Annotated in this window: 15 protein-coding genes; 6 read left to right on the top strand and 9 right to left on the bottom strand. The window is 73.2% G+C overall.

Features of this window, described 5'->3' with window-relative positions; all coding sequences use genetic code 11:
- Positions 1-86 precede the first annotated feature (86 nt).
- Together ACFWEG_RS14350 and ACFWEG_RS14345 are read right to left on the bottom strand one after the other, a co-directional pair.
- Positions 87-1,016 carry a hypothetical protein gene (locus ACFWEG_RS14350; protein WP_387214009.1) on the bottom strand — a complete coding sequence of 310 codons (930 nt, stop codon included), beginning with the start codon at positions 1,014-1,016 and terminating at the stop codon, positions 87-89.
- 415 nt (positions 1,017-1,431) lie between these two features.
- Complete coding sequence (locus tag ACFWEG_RS14345; protein WP_387214006.1) at positions 1,432-2,523, bottom strand: YihY/virulence factor BrkB family protein; 1,092 nt, start codon at positions 2,521-2,523, stop codon at positions 1,432-1,434.
- A 205-nt stretch (positions 2,524-2,728) separates the two neighbouring features.
- Between ACFWEG_RS14345 and uppS the strand changes: the two genes are divergently transcribed.
- Positions 2,729-3,514, top strand: a complete 786-nt coding sequence (gene uppS, locus ACFWEG_RS14340) for a polyprenyl diphosphate synthase (protein ID WP_387214003.1) — start codon at positions 2,729-2,731, stop codon at positions 3,512-3,514.
- Positions 3,511-5,013 (top strand): oxygenase MpaB family protein, encoded by a 1,503-nt coding sequence (locus tag ACFWEG_RS14335; RefSeq protein WP_387214000.1) that lies wholly within the window; start codon positions 3,511-3,513, stop codon positions 5,011-5,013. Before uppS ends, ACFWEG_RS14335 begins: the two co-directional genes overlap by 4 nt.
- Before the next feature lie 21 nt (positions 5,014-5,034).
- Here the strand turns inward: ACFWEG_RS14335 and ACFWEG_RS14330 are convergent, their stop codons facing one another.
- Positions 5,035-5,961, bottom strand: coding sequence for an AraC family transcriptional regulator (locus ACFWEG_RS14330; protein ID WP_387213997.1), 927 nt, complete (start codon positions 5,959-5,961; stop codon positions 5,035-5,037).
- 112 nt (positions 5,962-6,073) lie between these two features.
- Here ACFWEG_RS14330 and ACFWEG_RS14325 point away from each other — a divergent pair, with 112 nt between their 5' ends.
- Entirely contained in the window at positions 6,074-6,757 is a 684-nt protein-coding gene (locus ACFWEG_RS14325; protein ID WP_387213994.1) for an NAD(P)H oxidoreductase, read from the top strand.
- 78 nt (positions 6,758-6,835) lie between these two features.
- On the opposite strand, the gene ACFWEG_RS14320 is transcribed toward ACFWEG_RS14325, so the two are convergent.
- From ACFWEG_RS14320 to ACFWEG_RS14305, 4 genes are all read right to left on the bottom strand, one after another.
- Positions 6,836-7,750, bottom strand: coding sequence for a geranyl diphosphate 2-C-methyltransferase (locus ACFWEG_RS14320; RefSeq protein WP_387213991.1), 915 nt, complete (start codon positions 7,748-7,750; stop codon positions 6,836-6,838).
- Positions 7,751-7,773: 23 nt separating this feature from the next.
- Positions 7,774-9,051, bottom strand: a complete 1,278-nt coding sequence (locus ACFWEG_RS14315; RefSeq protein WP_387213988.1) for a family 2 encapsulin nanocompartment cargo protein terpene cyclase — start codon at positions 9,049-9,051, stop codon at positions 7,774-7,776.
- Between the two features lie 120 nt (positions 9,052-9,171).
- Positions 9,172-10,584 (bottom strand): family 2B encapsulin nanocompartment shell protein, encoded by a 1,413-nt coding sequence (locus tag ACFWEG_RS14310; RefSeq protein ID WP_387213985.1) that lies wholly within the window; start codon positions 10,582-10,584, stop codon positions 9,172-9,174.
- A 469-nt stretch (positions 10,585-11,053) separates the two neighbouring features.
- Positions 11,054-11,353 carry a hypothetical protein gene (locus tag ACFWEG_RS14305; protein ID WP_387213982.1) on the bottom strand — a complete coding sequence of 100 codons (300 nt, stop codon included), beginning with the start codon at positions 11,351-11,353 and terminating at the stop codon, positions 11,054-11,056.
- Positions 11,354-11,567: 214 nt separating this feature from the next.
- On the opposite strand from ACFWEG_RS14305, the gene ACFWEG_RS14300 reads away from it, so the two are divergent.
- On the top strand, positions 11,568-12,461 hold the full coding sequence (locus ACFWEG_RS14300; protein ID WP_387213979.1) for an esterase/lipase family protein: 894 nt from the start codon (positions 11,568-11,570) through the stop codon (positions 12,459-12,461).
- Between the two features lie 75 nt (positions 12,462-12,536).
- Here the strand turns inward: ACFWEG_RS14300 and ACFWEG_RS14295 are convergent, their stop codons facing one another.
- Positions 12,537-13,307, bottom strand: coding sequence for an aminoglycoside phosphotransferase family protein (locus ACFWEG_RS14295; protein ID WP_387213976.1), 771 nt, complete (start codon positions 13,305-13,307; stop codon positions 12,537-12,539).
- Positions 13,308-13,459: 152 nt separating this feature from the next.
- Here ACFWEG_RS14295 and ACFWEG_RS14290 point away from each other — a divergent pair, with 152 nt between their 5' ends.
- The gene (locus ACFWEG_RS14290) at positions 13,460-14,113 is read left to right on the top strand and encodes an endonuclease (RefSeq protein WP_387214073.1); all 654 of its coding nucleotides are present in this window, start codon (positions 13,460-13,462) and stop codon (positions 14,111-14,113) included.
- Positions 14,114-14,124: 11 nt separating this feature from the next.
- Here the strand turns inward: ACFWEG_RS14290 and ACFWEG_RS14285 are convergent, their stop codons facing one another.
- Positions 14,125-15,492: an acyltransferase gene (locus ACFWEG_RS14285; protein WP_387213973.1), complete on the bottom strand. Its 1,368-nt coding sequence runs from the start codon at positions 15,490-15,492 to the stop codon at positions 14,125-14,127.
- A gap of 223 nt (positions 15,493-15,715) precedes the next feature.
- Between ACFWEG_RS14285 and ACFWEG_RS14280 the strand changes: the two genes are divergently transcribed.
- Positions 15,716-16,975 (top strand): ricin-type beta-trefoil lectin domain protein, encoded by a 1,260-nt coding sequence (locus tag ACFWEG_RS14280; protein WP_387213970.1) that lies wholly within the window; start codon positions 15,716-15,718, stop codon positions 16,973-16,975.
- Positions 16,976-17,017: the final 42 nt, after the last annotated feature.

The raw sequence follows: 17,017 nt of genomic DNA, 5'->3' as shown, positions 1-17,017 counted from the left end.
CACCGTCTACCCCGACGGCGATGGTCCGGCTGATGGGCTGGACAGCCGACCATCAGCCGCGTCAACAACGCTGCACGTCAATACACCTAGCCGGTCACCCAGTCGGTGACGGTCACGGGGCTGTCAATGAGCTTGCGGAGGTTGTTGCCGTCGGTGTCGGTGACGTAGATGCCGCTTGCGCCGGTGGTTTCGTCGAGGGCGGTGAAGGCGATCTGATGGCCGTCCGGGGAAAACACGGGGTCGCGGAGGTTGTCCAGGGCGAGCGCCGTCGGCAGTTCTGTGATGGTGCCGCTGGCCACGTCCGAGACGCGTAGGGCGCGTCCGGTGGAGTGGACGAGGCGGCGCCCGTCGGGAGACCAGTCGGCGGCCGCCGACCAGACCTGGTGGTCGGATGTGATGGCCCGCACCTGTCGGGTGGCGAGATTCAGGATGTGGAGGTCCGTGCCGTGTTCAGTGCCGCCAGGGGTCTCGTAGGAGGTGGTCCTCAGGAAGGCGATGTTCCGGCTGTCGGGGGAGAACGTGCCGCGGCTGCCGGCGGTGAGGACTTCCGCGCCGGTGCCGTCGGTACCGGTCCACTCCAGGCCGCGCGGGCTGTCGTAGGCGATGTGTTTGCCGTTGGGGGCCCAATCGGGGTGGCCGACGTACGGCGCAGTGGAGTCCTCGGGCTGCACCCCTTGGACCAGGACGCGGCGGTCGCCGCCGTCGATGGTGGTGACCACGAGATCCCGTGCGTACATGCAGCCCTCGTCCTGCGGGATACAGGTGTCGCGCCGCTGGACGGAGGCGACGTGAGTGCCCTTCGGGGACAGGACGCCGTCCTCTGCGGCTCGGGCGAAGGTGGCCGTGACGGATCCAGTGGCCGGGTCCAGGGTGACGGTGGCAGGGACCCCCGCGGCGTAGTCCGTGGCAGTGATCCGGCCGATGTCAACCGGCATGCCGGCGGTGGCGGCCGGGGCGAGCGGCAGGCTGGTGGCGACGACGAGCCCGATGGCCAAGGCAGTGTCCGTGAAGCGCACATGCGCTCCTTCCTTGATTGTCCGGACCCGATGGTCCGGCCCACGTACAGGTAAGCGCGGGGGAATCGGGAAGTGTCACTGTCCGACCCGGCATGGCCGAAGCGGCCGGAGGCTGCGAGCTCCAGGGGAAGGCGTCCTGAAGCGGTACCGCCTTCTCCGTGTCCTGCCGGCCGCCGTGATGTGCTGCCACGATGAGGCGGCCGGGCTCCGTCTCCGTGCCCTCACATACGGCTCCCTCCTCGTCTTGCTCGGCACCGCAGGCGGGGCGCCAGGGGCCGCGGACGGTGCTCCGGGAGGTCGGCACGTCGTGACGTCGGCGTGCTCGGGCCTCCGCGGAGCCGGGAGGGTGCGCGGGCGGGAAGCGCCTGGCCCGCATCGGGCCTCCGGCCCGGCTGTGGTGCGCAGGCGGCGGGGGTCAGTCGAGGCGGTGGTGGTCCTCCTCGGTCCACTTGGCGGTGTCCCGGGGTTCGACGTAGGGCTCCTCGGTCTCGGGGTGGCCGCCTTCGACGGCGCGCTGGCGGGCCATCTCCGCGTCGAACTCCAGCCCGAGCAGGACCGCGAGGTTGGTGATCCACAGCCACACCAGGAACACGATGACGCCGGCCAGGGTGCCGTAGGTCTTGTTGTAGGAGGCGAAGTTCGCCACGTACAGCGCGAAGCCGGCGGAGGCGGCCATCCACAGCAGCAGGGCGACGAAGCTGCCGGGGGTCACCCACCTGAAGCCGCGGCCCCTGGCGTTGGGGGCGGCCCAGTACAGGATCGCGATCATGACGGTCACGAGCAGGACCAGGACCGGCCACTTCGCGATCGACCAGACCGTCATGACGGTGTCCCCGAGGCCCAGCGCGCTGCCGGCCCGCTGGGCGAGGGGGCCGGTGAAGACCACGATCAGCGCGCTGACGACCGCCAGCACCATCAGGACCACCGTCAGCACCAGGCGCAGCGGCAGCACCTTCCAGACGGGGCGGCCCTCGGGCATGTCGTAGACGGCGTTGGAGGTGCGGATGAACGCCGCGATGTAACCGGACGCCGACCACACCGCCAGCACCAGACCCACGACGGCCATGAGCGATCCGGTGCCGCCGTTGCCCTGGAGCTGCTGTACGGCGTCGGAGATGATCTCCCGGGCCGGGCCGGGGGCGAGCTTCTGGAGGTTGTCCATGACCTGCTGGGTGGCGTCCTTGCCCGCGATCCCCAGCAGGGAGACCAGCACCAGCAGGGCCGGGAACAGGGAGAGGACTCCGTAGTAGGTCAGGGCCGCGGCCCGGTCGGCGAGCTCGTCGTCCTTGAACTCCTGGACCGTCCGCTTCAGCACCGCCCACCAGGACCGCTTCGACATCGCGGTCGGCTCGTCGGGGGCGTTGCGCTCGACCTCCGGATCCGGTCCGATGCCTTCGGACCTGCGGTGGGCGTCGTCGTGCCCGCCCCCGGTGCGGTCCGGGGAGCGCCCAGGGGTGTGGCGGTGGTGTGCGCTTCGGTGCTCGTCTGGTTCCGATGTCCTTGCCATGCCCCACGGGGTAACCGCCTGCGGCGAACGGAAACAACCTTCCGGTGGCGGCCTCCGTAACCGGCGCGGCCAGCGGTCCGCCCGCCGCAGTAGTCGCGGCCGGAACCCGTACGGCCGTTCCCCGGGTGAAGGGACGGGTGATCCACACGCCCCCGCGTGTCCGCCCTGCCACGCTGCTGGCGAGGACCGTGAGCAAGGGGGCGCAGTGGACGGTGCGGGCACCATCGGCAGGACCGCCGCACAGGTGCGGACCGGGACGCGCAGGGGTGTCCCCCGGCACGTGGCCTGCGTGATGGACGGCAACGGCCGGTGGGCCGAGCAGCGTGCCCTCCCCCGCACCTCGGGGCACCGTGCCGCCGAGACCACCGTCATCGACGTCATCGAGGCCGCCCGCACGGCCGGCGTGGAGTGGCTGAGCCTGTACGCCTTCTCCACGGAGAACTGGACCCGTCCCGGGGCCGAGATCGACTACCTCATGCACCTGGTGCGCCGCATGGTCCGCAAGCACGCACCCCTGCTGCACGCACGCGGGATCCGCTGCCGCTTCCTCGGGGTGAGCGATCCGCGGCTGCCGCCCGCCCTCGCCCGTGACTTCGCCGACCTCGCCACGCTCACCGAGCACAACCGGGGCATGACCCTCACCGTCGCCTTCGACCACGGGGGCCGGGGTGACATCGTCGCGGCGGCGCGCTCGCTGATCCGGGCGGGCGTGGCCGCCGAGGCCGTCACAGAGGAGAGCTTCGCGGCGCACCTGCCGCTGCCCGACACCCCCGACGTGGACCTCGTCATCCGCACCTCCGGCGAGCAGCGCATCTCCAACTTCATGCTCTGGCAGGTCGCCTACGCGGAGTGGCTCTTCCCGCCGGTGCTCTGGCCAGACTTCCGCGCCCCGCACTTCACCCACTGCCTGCACCAGTACCGGCAACGCGACCGCCGCTTCGGCGGCGTGCCCCTGCCGACGCCCCGCCCGAACGGAGACCCGGCACCATGACCCCCACCCCGGAGCACACCGGTCCCGACGACAGCGTCCGCGTCACCGCGGGCGGCGATCCCGCCGGCGCCGGCATCCCCGGGGCCCGCCCGCCGCTCGACGGCGGGGGCTCGCGGTTCCACCACTTCTTCGACGACCCGCGCTGGGCCCTGGCCGTCATCCGCGCCACCGTCCTGGAGGCCGCTCACCCCCAGGTGGGGGCCGCGCTGCTGGACAACTCCACGTTCACGGCCCATCCCTGGCGCCGGCTGCGCAACACCCTGGTGAGCCTGCAGCGCATGTTCGGCGCGGACGGGCAGGTCCGCGCCCGCGAGGCCGCCCGCCTCAACCGGCTGCACCAGCGCATCTCCGGCGCCGACGACCGGGGCCGCCCCTACGACGCCCTGGACCCGGCGGTCCGCGCGTGGGTGGTGGCGACGCTCTTCGAGAGCACCGTCACGATGTGCCGGCTCGGTGGGCAACCGCTGGAGCAGCACGTCATGGAGGAGCTCTACGACGAGTTCCAGGGCTTCCTCGCCCTCCTCGATCCCGGCAACGACAGCCTCCCGCCCACGCTCGACGCGTTCTGGCCGTACTACGACCGGGTCGTGGCGCACGAGCTGGAGAACACCGAGGCCATGCGGATCATCCTGTTCCACCTCTTCGACCACCTGCCGGCGCCACCGCTGCTGTCGGGGCTCCCCGTGCTGTGGGCGGCGGGGCGCGCGGTCGGGGGCCCGCTGGTCGGCGCCGTGACCGTCGCCTCCCTGCCCGAGCCGTTCCGCCGCCGCGCGGGGCTGCCCGACGTGCCCGGGGCGCGGACCCTCATGCAGGGCGCCTACGTCACCGCCGGACTCGCCCGCTTCCTGCCCGAGGGCTGGATCCGCGCCGAGTGCGTCACCGACCTCCTGTACCGCACCCCGGGCGGCGCCTCCGGCCCCGAGGGGCCCTCCGCCCCCGGGTCGCTGATCGACCGCGCCGCCGCCTTCGTGCGGCTGGTCACCCCGCTGGGCCCGGATCCGGCCGGCGTACCCGGCGACGCGCCGCGGACGGCGGACGCGTTCTTCCGCGAGGTGCTCGACCAGACCGGCGAGGGTTTCCTCACCTGGCCCGACCTCGCGGCCATGGCCCGCGAACTCGCCACCCGCCTCGACCTGGACGAGCCGGAGGAGACCCGGCTCTACGACGCGTTCGCCGCCTGGTGGCGCGAGCTGGTCGGCGCGCTCGACACCGACGGCGACGGACGGGTGAGCGCGGAGGAGTACGCGGCGCGCGCGCCCTCGCTCGCCGGATCGGCCCTGATCCGCGTCGCCGAGGTCCTCTTCGACGTCGTCGACGGGGACGGTGACGGCAGCATCGACGAGACCGAGTACCGGGCCCTGTTCCGCACCGGCTTCCACCGCGACGTCGCCTGCGACGGCGGCCGGTACGGGCGCAGCGCGTTCGTCAAGGACTTCCTGTCCTTCATGACCGGGCACCGGCGCTCCACCGCGTTCGACCCCCTGCTGGCCCAGGCGTGACCCGCGGCGCGCCCCCCGCGGTCAGGCCGCGGCGGCGCGGAACATGCTGGGGCTCAGGCCCCGGTGGCGTTTGAACGCCGCGCTGAAGCCGAAGGCGTCGGCGTAGCCGACCGACCTCCCGATCCGGGCGATGCTGAGGTCGGTGTCGGTCAGGAGCGCTTCGGCCTCGTCCATGCGGCAGGCGGTGAGGTAGGCGAGGGGCGGGGTGCCCATCAGCTGGGTGAAGCGCTTGGCGAACAGCGCCCGGGAGACGCCGGCCCGGGCGGCCAGCGCGGCGACCGTCCAGGGCTCGGCGGGCCGCTCGTGCAGGGCCTGCAGGGCGGGGGCGAGCAGGGGATCGGCGAGCCCCCGGTACCAGTTGGGGGCCTCGGGGCCGGCTCGGTCGAACCAGCTGCGCAGCGTGCACACCAGGGCCCAGTCGAGGAGACGGTCCATCAGCGCCTGCGAACCGGCCGAGAGGCGGGCGGCGTCGACGGCGGCCGTCTCCAGCCAGGCGCAGACCTCGGCGTCCTCACTGATGACGAGAACGGGCGGCAGGGCCCGCAGGAGCCGTTCGTGCCGGTGGCCCGTGGTGCGGTAGGCGCCCACGATCAGCGCGGTGGCCCCCTCCGCGTCGGCGTCCCAGTGGATGCCTCCGAGTTCGGCGTCGGCGCATCCGTCCCGGGTGAAGCAGGTGATCTCCCACGCGGTTCGGGGGCTGCCGCCGGTCATCGGGCGGTCCGCGAGGTGGAACGGTGCGCGGCCGGTCACGACGGCCGTGTCCCCGACGCCGATCGCGCGTTCGGTGCCGTCGGGCAGCAGGAGGGTGCCGCCGCCGCGCAGCACGGTGATCATCGTGAGCGGGGTGTCGTCGGCGAAGCGGATGGTCCAGGGCGCCGTCAGGACGGCGTGGGTGACGGCCGAGCCCTCGGCGCGGATGCCGCTCAGGAGCGCACTCAAAGGATCCACCCGGGCATCGTAGACGATCTCCTATGCAAAGGAGCGTTTCTCCCATGGATCATCCACGCCTCGCCGCCTGTACTGGAGTCATCGCATCCACCGAGACCAGCCGGGAGACACCGTGACGCAGAACGACAACCGGTCCAGGACAGCCCTCGTCGTCATCGCCCACCACCGCACCGACTCCCTGACCGCGCACACGGGCCGCACCGCGGCCGCCCGGCTGGAGGCCGCCGGGTACCGGGTCGACCTGCTCGACCTGCACGCCGAGGGGTTCGATCCGCGGATGGGCACGGCGGACCAGCCGGACTGGAGCGACCGGGACAAGGCGTACTCGGACGAGGTGCGGGCCCACATGCGGCGCATCCTCGACGCCGATGCCGTGGTCGCCGTCTTCCCCGTGTACTGGCAGAGCGTGCCGGCCATACTCAAGGGGTGGATCGACCGGGTGTGGAACTACGGGTTCGCCTACGGACGCAGCCGGCCCCGCCTCGCCGGCAAGCGGATGCTGTGGCTGGGCCTGGCCGGGGCCACTTCGGACGACCCCTTCGTGGAGGGGATGCACGCCGTCCTGGAAGCCCAGCTGAGCGAGGGCATCGCCCTGTACTGCGGCTTCTCCCGGTCCGCCGTCGGCCTGCTCACCGATGCGGAGGAGCGTCCTCAGCGCGCCGACGCCGAGGGCAACCTCCTGGTCGGCGAGGCGGTGGCGGGCGCCGAGCGGGAGGCGCAGTACGCCGAACTCGACCGCAAGGCGCGGGAGTTCGTCGAGAAGTTCGCCGCCGAGGAGCAGGTCGTCGCGGCCTGAGCGCTCCGTCCCGCGGGCGGCGGGCTCCGGCCGGTCCGGAGCCCGCCGCCCGGCGGGGGTGCCGAGGCCGGTCGCGGATCAGACGCGGTCGGCGGCGATGAGGACGTACTGGAACGAGCCGTCCTTGTAGGAGTTGATGAACGCGTCCTCGATGCCGGTCACCAGCGACGAGGTGGCGCGCAGTTCCCAGTAGGGCAGGGTGTCCGGGGTCAGGTCGATGACGGCCTGCGGCACGAGGCGGTTGTCGGCCATGGCGCGCAGGTACTCCCTGCGGGAGTGGATGTTGCACTCGAAGTGGGCGTTGATCTGCGACACCCATTTCGACGGCTGGCCGTACCGCGGGTTCCAGCAGCCGGTGACGGTCACGTAGCGGCCACCGGTCCTGAGGACCCGGGAGTGTTCGGCGAACAGGTCGTGCAGGTCGACGTACATGCTCGACTCGTTGTTCCACGAGGCCGCAACCGACCCGGTCGCGAACGGCGTCGCGAGCATGTTGCAGACCCGTGCGCGGACCTGGTCCTGGACGCCCAGCTCGCGGGCCCGGGCGTTGGCGAAGTCGGCCTGCTTCGCCGACAGGGTGACGCCCTCGACCGTGCAGCCGAAGCGCTGGTGGGCCATCACCATCGAGCCGCCGCGGCCGCAGCCGGCGTCCAGCAGGGTGTCCTGCGGGCCGACGTCGCCGAGGTGGTACAGGAGGAGCGCGGCCTGCGCCGACTCCAGCCGGTGGAGCTCGGCGACCAGCTTCGTCTCGCGCTCGGCGTCGCCGGGGCCGCCCAGAGCGGCGGGGTCGACCGCCCCGATGCCGTAGTGGTGGTGGTAGAGGCCGTCGACGTCGCCGAGGCGCAGGTTGACGGGCCGCGCCTCGCCGTCCCAGTAGCGGGCGATGTCTCCCTGGTAGGGCGTCGCCGGACCGGGGACGCGGGGCGCGACGGGGGAGGCGGATGCGGAGGAGGAGGCGGATGCGGAGGGGGCGGTGTGCACGGCGTGGGTCACGGAGGTCTCCATTCTCTTGCCCGTCACCAGAAGTCGGGCAGGCTGTAGCGGTAGGTGTTGGTCCGGTGCCAGTGGTGGTTGCCGTCGACCCATGCCGCCACTCCGCGCAGGAAGCGCAGCACGCTCGGGACGGGGCACTCGGCGGCCAGTTCCGCGGCCGCGCGCTCGAAGTCGTGCATGAGCTCGTTGTGGATCTCGACGGCCTTCAGGTAGGCGTCCCGTTCGCCCAGGCCTTCGCGTTCGGCGATGACGACGGGCAGGTTCAGATGCCGGCCGGGCGCGTCGAGTTCCTTGGTGTAGGAGTACAGGTCGTTCACGACGGTGGTCGCGTTGCCCGCCAGGGCGATGACCCGCTGCATGGCCGGTCGGGCGTGCAGGTCGGCGGGCAGCTCGTAGCCGCCGACGGTGTCGGTGATGGTCGGGCAGGGGCGGAAGTTGTTGAACTGGCGCATCGCCAGGTACTCCCACACCTCGGGGACGTGGTCCTGCTGGGCCCAGGCGGCCTCCGCGAGGTATCCGAGGTGCAGCCGCGCCATGTCGTGCCGCAGCCGGTCCGCCGGGGAGGGGCCGGCCGCGCGGACGAAGTACTCCATGGCGGAGCGGTAGGCGCGCCGCGGCGCGTCCGCGCGGAGTGACGCCGCCCACTGCGGCCGGTACTCCGCGGTGGTGTGCAGGTCGTCCAGTGCGGTGTGCGCCAGCAGGAGCCGCTCGCCGAGGCCGACGGGCGATCCGCCGTGGTCCTCGCAGTAGCAGTCGTCCACCGCGTTCTCGGCGACCATGAGGCGGGTGGCGAGCATCAGGTGGTCGACGCTGGGCGCGTCCGGGTGGCACCCGACCATGTAGCGGCCGACGGAGAAGCCGTCGAACTCCTCCTCCCAGTCCTCGGGGTAGAGGGCGACCTCGTCGAGCGCCCAGGCCTTGATCCGCCGGCTGACCTCGGCGACCCGCACGGGGTCGGGCTCGGGGATCGGGTGGTGGTAGAGGCCGGGGACGGCCCTGCCCTCCGGTTCGGCCGGCGCCGGCGGTGCTTCGCGCGGGAACGGGCGCAGGCTCGCGGTGCCCAGGCCGGTGGGCCCGCCCAGGACGGTTCGCGTCCAGGCGTCGGGCGCGGGCCGCGGGGCATGGGGCGTGCCGGGGGCGGTGGCCGTCGCCGGCGGTGGGGAGGGGGCTCGGGGCGGGCCGCCGAGGGCGGCCCTGACGTCGCGGGCGCGGACGACGGCGTCGGCGAGCGCGTGGGCGGTCGGGCGGGGTGCGGCCTCCGGCGGGCTCGGCTGCGCGGAGGGCGGCTCGGGCGCGGGCATGCGCGTCTCCTCGAAGGTGGGCGGGGGCTTTGCGGCGGTGTCCGGGCGTGCGCGGCCGAGCCGTGGCGCCGGGGGCGTCGCGGCTGCGGTGCGGTTCCGGTGCTGTCCGGGCCGGCGGTGCTATCCGGGCCGGCGGGCGATCTGCACGTTCTCCATGACGCCGACCGCGTCCGGGACGAGGATGGCGGCCGAGTAGAAGGTGCTGACGAGGTAGGACGCGACGGCCCGGTCGTCGATGCCCGTGAACCGGACGGAGACGCCCGGCTCGTACTCGTCCGGCAGGCCGGTGTGGTGCAGGCCGATCACGCCCTGGTTGTCCTCGCCGGTCCGCATGACGAGGATCGAGCTGGTGTTCTCGCGGGTCACGGGGATCTTGTCGCTGGGGAGGATCGGGACCCCGCGCCAGGCCAGGACGGGCCGGCCGTCCAGCTCGACGTGCTCCGGACGGATGCCGTAGGCGTTCAGGCCGCGCCCGATCGCCGCGATCGTCCGGGGATGCGCGAGGTAGAACCGGCAGCCTCGGCGGCGGCTGAGCAGCGTGTCCAGGTCGTCGGGGGTGGGCGGGCCGGAGTGCGGTTGCACCCGGTGCCTGAAGTCGGCGTTGTGGAGCAGGCCGAACTCCCGGTTGTTGATGAGCTCGTGCTCCTGGCGCTCGCGCAGGGCCTCGATCGTCAGCCGCAGTTGCTCCCGGGCCTGGTCCATCGGCCCGTTGTAGAGGTCGGAGACCCGTGTGTGGACCCGCAGGATTGTCTGGGCGGCGGAGAGTTCGTAGGCGCGGGGGGTGAGGTCGTAGTCGACGAAGGTGCCGGGCAGTCGCGGCTCGCCGACGTGTCCCGCGGACAGGGCGATCTCCGCCTCGCCGCGGTGGTTCTGCCGTCGGCGGGACCGCGCGGCGGCCTGGGCGACGTGGTCCCTCAGGTGCGGCGCCCTGGACAGCACGGCGGTGAAGTCGGCCCGCGAGAGGGTGAGGAGTACGCCGGGGGTCTCGGCGGTGACGGTCTGCTCCCACCGGGCGTCCGCGTCGAGCAGGGCGTGCTCTCCGAAGCGGTCGCCGTCGGCGAGCACGTCCAGGGTGAGTGCGTCGCCGTAGCGGCCGACGGCGGTCTGGCCGAGGCGGCCGTGTGCGATCAGGTGGAGCCGGTCGGCCGGTGTGCCGCCCTCGACCAGGGTCTCGCCGGCGCGGAAGGGGTGGGCGACGCACCGGTCGGCGAGGGCGGTCAGTACCTCGATGTCGTCGAAGCCGCGCAGGAGGGCCAGTTCGGCCAGGGTCCGGGGGAACACCCGCACGGCTGCCCCGTCCTGGACGAACTCCACCCGTCCGCCGCCGACGTTGTAGGTCAGGCGGCGGTTGACCCGGTAGACGCCGCCCTCGGTCTGCACCCAGGGGAGCATGCGCAGCAGCCAGCGGGAGGTGATCTCCTGCATCTGCGGGACGGACTTGGCGGTGGTGGCGAGGGTGCGGGCGGCCGCGGTGCCCAGGCTGGTCTGCCGGGGCGGCTCCAGCCGGGCGGCCGCGCTCGGGTCGACGGTCAACGGGCGGGCTCCCTTCGTTCGGGGCGGTGGTGCGCGGACGGGGACGGCTCGCGGCGGGACGCGCGAAGGAGGGGGGGTGCGGATACGGGCAGCCGTCCGGATCCAGGACGGACACTACTGGCCGCTTCGTCCCGCAGGACAAGCGAATCCGGTGGAATTAACTCGATACGCTGACCGCGGTGTTGAGGATGTTTGCCCTGGTCCCGACGGGATTCGGCCGCGAGGGGCGGCGGGTTCGCGACAGTCCTGGAAGGTGCGGTGCCGCGGACGTCCCGGGCCGGTCGGCGTGGAGGGCAGGCGGGAAGAGGGCTTCACACCGGCTGACGGCCTGGGGGCGTCGGCTCGACCCGCCCGCCGACGCCGACGGCGGGCGGGATGTGCCGTGGGAGCCCCACGCCTTCCCGGACGACGAGCGCGGTGACGGCGAGGGCCGCGAGGCGTGGGCCGGGTCGGGGCGGGTGGCGGCGGGTCAGGCGGGGTCGGTGAAGGAGACGGGTGTGCCGGTGGCGCGGGCGTAGGCGATCTCCCTGCGGGTCGACTCGCCGATGTAGCCGCCGGGGTTGACGATCAGGACGCGGTCGGCGAGGTCGATCTTGTGGAGGTGGAGGGCGTCCAGGGCGGTCTTCTGCTCGTCGGTGACGGGCCCGGCCGCTTCGCCGGGTGCGAGGACGATGGCGCCTGCGAAGGTCAGGTCGCGGTTCGCCGTGCGCATCTCGTCCAGGAAGCGGGCGGAGCCGCAGATGCAGACGATCTCGGGGCGTGAGCGCACGGCTTTGTCCCCTTCGGAGCAGAGGCGGACGGGTGAGGGCGCGGATCGTAGTCGTGGTGGCGGTCCTGGCGGGCGGGGTCGGGATTATTTTACTGACGCGTAACTTCACGGCGATACTACTCGCGCGTAGCTTGGCATGAGCACGAAACACTTGTGGTCCGGACCACAGGGCGCACGGTCCTCACCGTCCCTTGAGCCGCAAGGAGACCGCTCGATGCTGCCCTGGTTCCGAACTGCGCGTCCTTCCTGGGCGCGCGGCGTCCCGGCCGCGCTGCTGCTGGCCGTCATGCTCCTCCTCGTCCCCTCCGCGCCCGCGAGCGCCGGTACCGCGCAGGCCGCCGCGGCGCCGTCGAGCGGGTGGAACGACTACTCCTGCAAGCCGTCCGCCGCACATCCGCGCCCCGTCGTCCTGGTGCACGGGACGTTCGCCAACTCGGTCGACAACTGGCTGGTCCTCGCGCCGTACCTGGTCAAGCGGGGGTACTGCGTCTTCTCGCTGGACTACGGGCAGCTGCCCGGCGTCCCGTTCTTCCACGGGCTGGGGCCGGTGGACAGGTCCGCGGAGCAGCTCGACACGTTCGTGGACAGAGTGCGGGGGGCGACCGGCGCGGCGAGAGTCGACATCGTCGGGCACTCGCAGGGCGGGATGATGCCGAACTACTACCTGAAGTTCCTCGGCGGTGCGCAGGAGGTGAACGCGCTGATCGGGCTGGCGCCGAGCAACCACGGCACCACGCTGCTCGGTCTGACGCGGTTGCTGCCGTACTTCCCGGGCGTGGACCGGTTCATCGACGACCGCACGCCCGCGCTCGCCGACCAGGTGGCCGGGTCGCCGTTCGTCACGAAGCTCACCGCCGGGGGCGACACCGTCCCGGGCGTGCGCTACACGGTCATCGCCACCCGGTACGACCAGGTGGTGACGCCGTACCGGTCGCAGTACCTGAGCGGGCCGAACGTGCGGAACGTGCTGGTGCAGGATCTGTGCCCGCTGAACATCTCGGAGCACGTGGCGATCGGGACCACCGACCTGGTCGCCTTCCACGAGGTGGCCAACGCGTTGGACCCGGCGCGGGCGACGCCGACGACCTGTGCGTCGGTGTTCGGCTGATCCGGCCGGTTCGGGGTGCCCGCCGTGCCGCAAGGGGCGGCGGGCATCCGGCTGTCGGGCCGTACGGGGGTTCGGTCAGGTGAAGAGGTGGCGGTGGGCGCGGCTCCAGGCGACCCGGCCCGCGAGCTCGTCGAGGTAGCCGCCGGCGACCCAGCGGGACTGGGGCTCGAGGCCGCGGGCGGCGAGGTCGCGGACCAGGGCGATGCCCGACTCCTGGGCGGCGACGACGGCGTCGGCGAGGCCGTCGGTCGAGGTCAGGCCGTAGGCGTCGGCGAAGAGCTCGATGCGGTGGCGGCGGTCGGGCGGGGCGGGATGGCGGAGCCAGCGCAGGCACTCGCCGTCGTCGCGGAAGGGGGCGGTGTACTCCAGGGCGTAGGCGATGTAGTGGATGCGCGGGGCGGGGCGGGCGTAGTCCCAGTCGAGGATGCCGGTGGGGGCCGGGCCGTCCCAGACGGTGTTCCACGGGCCGAAGTCAAGGTGGCAGACCACGTCGTCGCCGGTGGGGCCGCTCTCGCCGGTGCACCAGGTCAGGCCGTCGGGGAGGCGGAAGCCCTCGACGGCGTCGTGGTAGGCGCGCAGGAGGCGGGCGAAGGCGGTCAGGCCGGCGTCGTCGACCACCTCGGCCCAGCCGTCGGGGCCCGATGCGCCCTGCTGGTAGGTGAGGATCTCGCGGCCTTCGGCGTCCAGGCCGAGGACGCGGGGTGCGTACGGGAAGCCGACGGCCGCCAGGTGGCGCAGGAGGTGGTGGACGGCTGGGGTCCAGGGGTGGGTGGGGCGGCGGACCGTGTCGCCGATGCGGACCACGCGGCGGTGGGGCCCGTCCTGGAGGACGGTCTCGTCGGGCATGGGCGCGGTCTGGCAGGGCCGTTCGGGGGACGGGGGCGGGTTCCGGGGGTGTGGCGGGGGCGGGGGCGGGGACTCCTCGTCGGACGAGGAGCGAGGCTCGGTGCCGGGTTCGCGGTGGCGGGTGGGCTCGGTGACGGAGGCGGGAGAGCGTGGTGGCCGGTCGGCGGGAGATCGTGCGGGTGTTGCTCGAGGCGCACGGGCGGACGTATGCGCGGGAGGCGGGGATCCGGATGCGGGACACGCCGCAGCCGCTGTACCGGTTGCTGGTGCTGTCGCTGCTGCTGAGTGCGCGGATCCGGGCGTCCGTCGCGGTCGCGGCGGCGCGGGCGCTCGCGGACGCGGGGCTCAGGGACGCGCGGGCGATGCGGGAGGCGACGTGGCAGCAGCGGGTGGACGCGCTGGGCGAGGGCGGCTATCGGCGCTACGACGAGCGGACGGCGACTCAACTGGGCGACGGCGCACAGCTGTTGATCGACGAGTACGGGGGTGATCTCAGGAGGCTGCGGGCGCGGGCGGACGGCGACGGGGCGGCCTTGCGGTCGTTGTTGCGGGAGGTTCCGGGGATCGGGCCGACGGGGGCGGAGATCTTCCTGCGGGAGGCGCAGGGGGTGTGGGGTGAGGTCGCTCCCCTGCTGGATGCGAAGGCGTTGCAGGGGGCGGCGGCGATCGGGTTGCCTCAGGAGCCGAAGGTGCTGGCGGGGCTGGTCGACCGCGATCAACTGCCCGTTCTTGCTGCGGCGTTGGTGCGGGTCGCGCTCGACAAGGGCGCGGCCGGGGAAGTGGGGCGGGCGGTCGGGCGGGGGTGAGGTCGCCGCCGTCAGGGGGCGTGGTGCGGTGCGGCCGGCCGGCGGAGGTGGTGGGAGAGGTGGCCGGCGTGGCGGACGAGGAGCCAGCCGGTGAGGGTCATCGCGACGGTGGCGGGGGCGGTGACGGGCAGGACGATCAGCTGGGCGGTGCGGCCGTCGAGGAGGCCGCCGAGGCCGGTCATGGAGAGCCCGAGGACGCCGAGGAGGGCGAGGACGACGCCGAGCGCGGCGGTCGGGGCGCCACCCTCGCCGGTCCCGAGGCGGGCGGAGGGCGCGGCCGGCGGGCGCTCGAAGCGGCGGAACGCGGCGACGAGCAGGGCGGTCAGGGCGATCGCGGCCGCGATGCGCGGGGGGACCTGGGCCCACCAGGCAGCGGTGGCCGGGGCGGGGAGCGGCAGGCCGGCGGCGAGGACGGCGGCGTAGACGCCGAGCATCGCGGTCAGGTGCCAGAGGAAGGCGGTCATGGCGCAGGTGTTGGCGACGACCACGGTCCGCCAGACGCCGGCGCGGACGACGAGGCGGCTGCCGGGTCCGCGCAGGAGTTCGACGGCGCCGACGAGCCACAGGCCGTGGCAGAGCAGGGCGAGGGTGGGCGGGGCCATGTTGGAGACCTGCTCGCCGGGCATGCCGACCATGGACAGGGGATACGGGCCCCAGGTCACGAGGGCCGCGGCGGCGGCCAGGCCGGTCAGCGCGAGGGCGGCGGCGGTGCGCAGGCCCGCCAGGCGGCCGTCGGCGCGCAGGAAGCCGAGCTGGTGGACGGCGAGCCAGACGAACGCGAAGTTGAGGAACTCGACGTAGGGGACGCCGGCGGCGAACCGCAGGACGTCGACGGCGAGCGCCGCGCCGGCGAGGGCGGCGAACGCGCCCCAGCCGTAGCGGTCGTGGAGCCGCAGCAGGGGCGGGGTGCAGGCGACCATGGCGAGGTAGATGCCGATGAACCACAGCGGCTGGGTGACCAGGCGCAGGGCGGCGCCGGTGAGGCCGCCGTCGGCGCCGAGGAGCTGGATCGCGAGCGCGAGGAGTCCCCAGACGAGGACGAAGACGAGGGTGGGCCGCAGCAGGCGGTGGAGGCGGGCGCGGAGGAAGTCGGCGTAGACGGAGTCGGCGCCGGGGTTCCTGCGGAGCAGGGAGCGGTAGGACAGGGCGTGGGAGAAGCCGCCGACGAAGAAGAACACGGGCATCACCTGCAGGGCCCAGGTGAGGAGTTGGAGTGCGGGGACGTGGGTGAGCAGGTTGCCGATGCCGTCGGGGGTGACGGCGGCCATCAGCCAGTGGCCGAGGACGACGGTGGCGAGGGACGCGACGCGGAGCAGGTCGACGTAGCGGTCGCGGGTGGCGGGGGTGAGGGCGCCGAGGTCGGCGGTCGGGATTCTCATGGGGTCGACGGTGCCCGAACGGGTGCGCGGCGGGGAGGGCCGGCGTACTCAGTTCCGGGCTGAGTACGGGCTGTCGGGCGGGGCGGCAGCCGAAGGGGTCGGGCCCCGCTTGGTCTGTACCGGAGCCTTGACACAGAGAGCGCTCTCTCCTTAACTCACACAGTGAACTAAGCACTCCCTGCTCTGCGTTCGTGTCCCCCACCACAACCCAGGGAGCTCCACCATGGGCTTTTCACGTTCTCCCAAACGTCTGCTGACGTCCCTCGCCGCGGTGCTCGCGCTGGCGTCGTTGTCCACCGGCGTCGCGCAGGCCGGTCCCGCGCCGGCTCCCGCGGACGTCGCCGCGGCGGCCGTGACGTTCTCCGACGACTTCAACGGGCCGGCGGGCGCGGCCGTCGACGGCACGAAGTGGCAGATCGAGACCGGCGACAACGTCAACAACCACGAGCGGCAGTACTACACCGCCGGGAACCGCAACGCCGCGCTCGACGGGCAGGGCAACCTGGTCATCACCGCGCGGCGGGAGAACCCGGGCAACTACCAGTGCTGGTACGGGCGGTGCGAGTACACCTCGGCGCGGTTGAACACCTCGGGCAAGTTCACCACCACCTACGGGCGGGTGGAGGCGCGGATGAAGATCCCGCGCGGGCAGGGGATGTGGCCGGCGTTCTGGATGCTCGGCAGCGACATCGGGCAGGTCGGGTGGCCGGCCTCGGGTGAGATCGACATCATGGAGAACGTCGGCTTCGAACCGTCGACCGTGCACGGCACGCTGCACGGTCCCGGCTACTCCGGCAGCGGCGGCATCGGGGCGGGCTACTCGCTGCCCGGCGGGCGGGCCTTCGCCGACGACTTCCACACCTTCGCCGTGGACTGGAGCCCGAACGCGATCACCTGGTCGGTCGACGGGACGGTCTACCAGCGGCGGACGCCCGCGGACCTGGGCGGCCGGCAGTGGGTGTTCGACAAGCCGTTCTTCGTGATCCTCAACCTGGCGGTCGGCGGGTACTGGCCGGGTGACCCCAACGGCAGCACGGTGTTCCCGCAGGCCCTCGTCGTCGACTACGTGCGCGTCAGCTCCGACACCGGGCAGCCGGGCGGCGGCGGGCCGATCACGGGGCTCGCGGGCAAATGCGTCGACGTCGCGGGCGGCAACACGGCCAACGGGACGCCGGTGCAGCTCTACGACTGCAACGGGACCGCGGCGCAGCGGTGGACCGTCGGCGCCGACGGCACGATCCGCGCGCTCGGCAAGTGCCTGGACGTCAACGCGGCAGGCACGGCGGACGGCACACCCGTGCAGCTGTGGGACTGCAACGGGACGGCCGCCCAGCAGTGGGCGACACCGGCCGCGTTGGACATCGTGAACCCGCGGGCGAACAAGTGCCTGGACGTCACGGGGAACAGCTCCGCGAACGGGGCCAGGCTGCAGATCTGGACGTGCACGGGGGCGGCGAACCAGAAGTGGCGGGTGACGCGCTGAGGCGTCGCGGGGTCCGGCCGCCCCCGGCCCGCACCGGTGGTC

The sequence above is a fragment of the Streptomyces sp. NPDC060194 genome, from assembly GCF_042728285.1.
Lineage (GTDB): Bacteria > Actinomycetota > Actinomycetes > Streptomycetales > Streptomycetaceae > Streptomyces.
The sequence above is the reverse complement of the archived record's forward strand: the minus strand, read 5'-3'. Positions and strand labels throughout refer to the sequence as shown.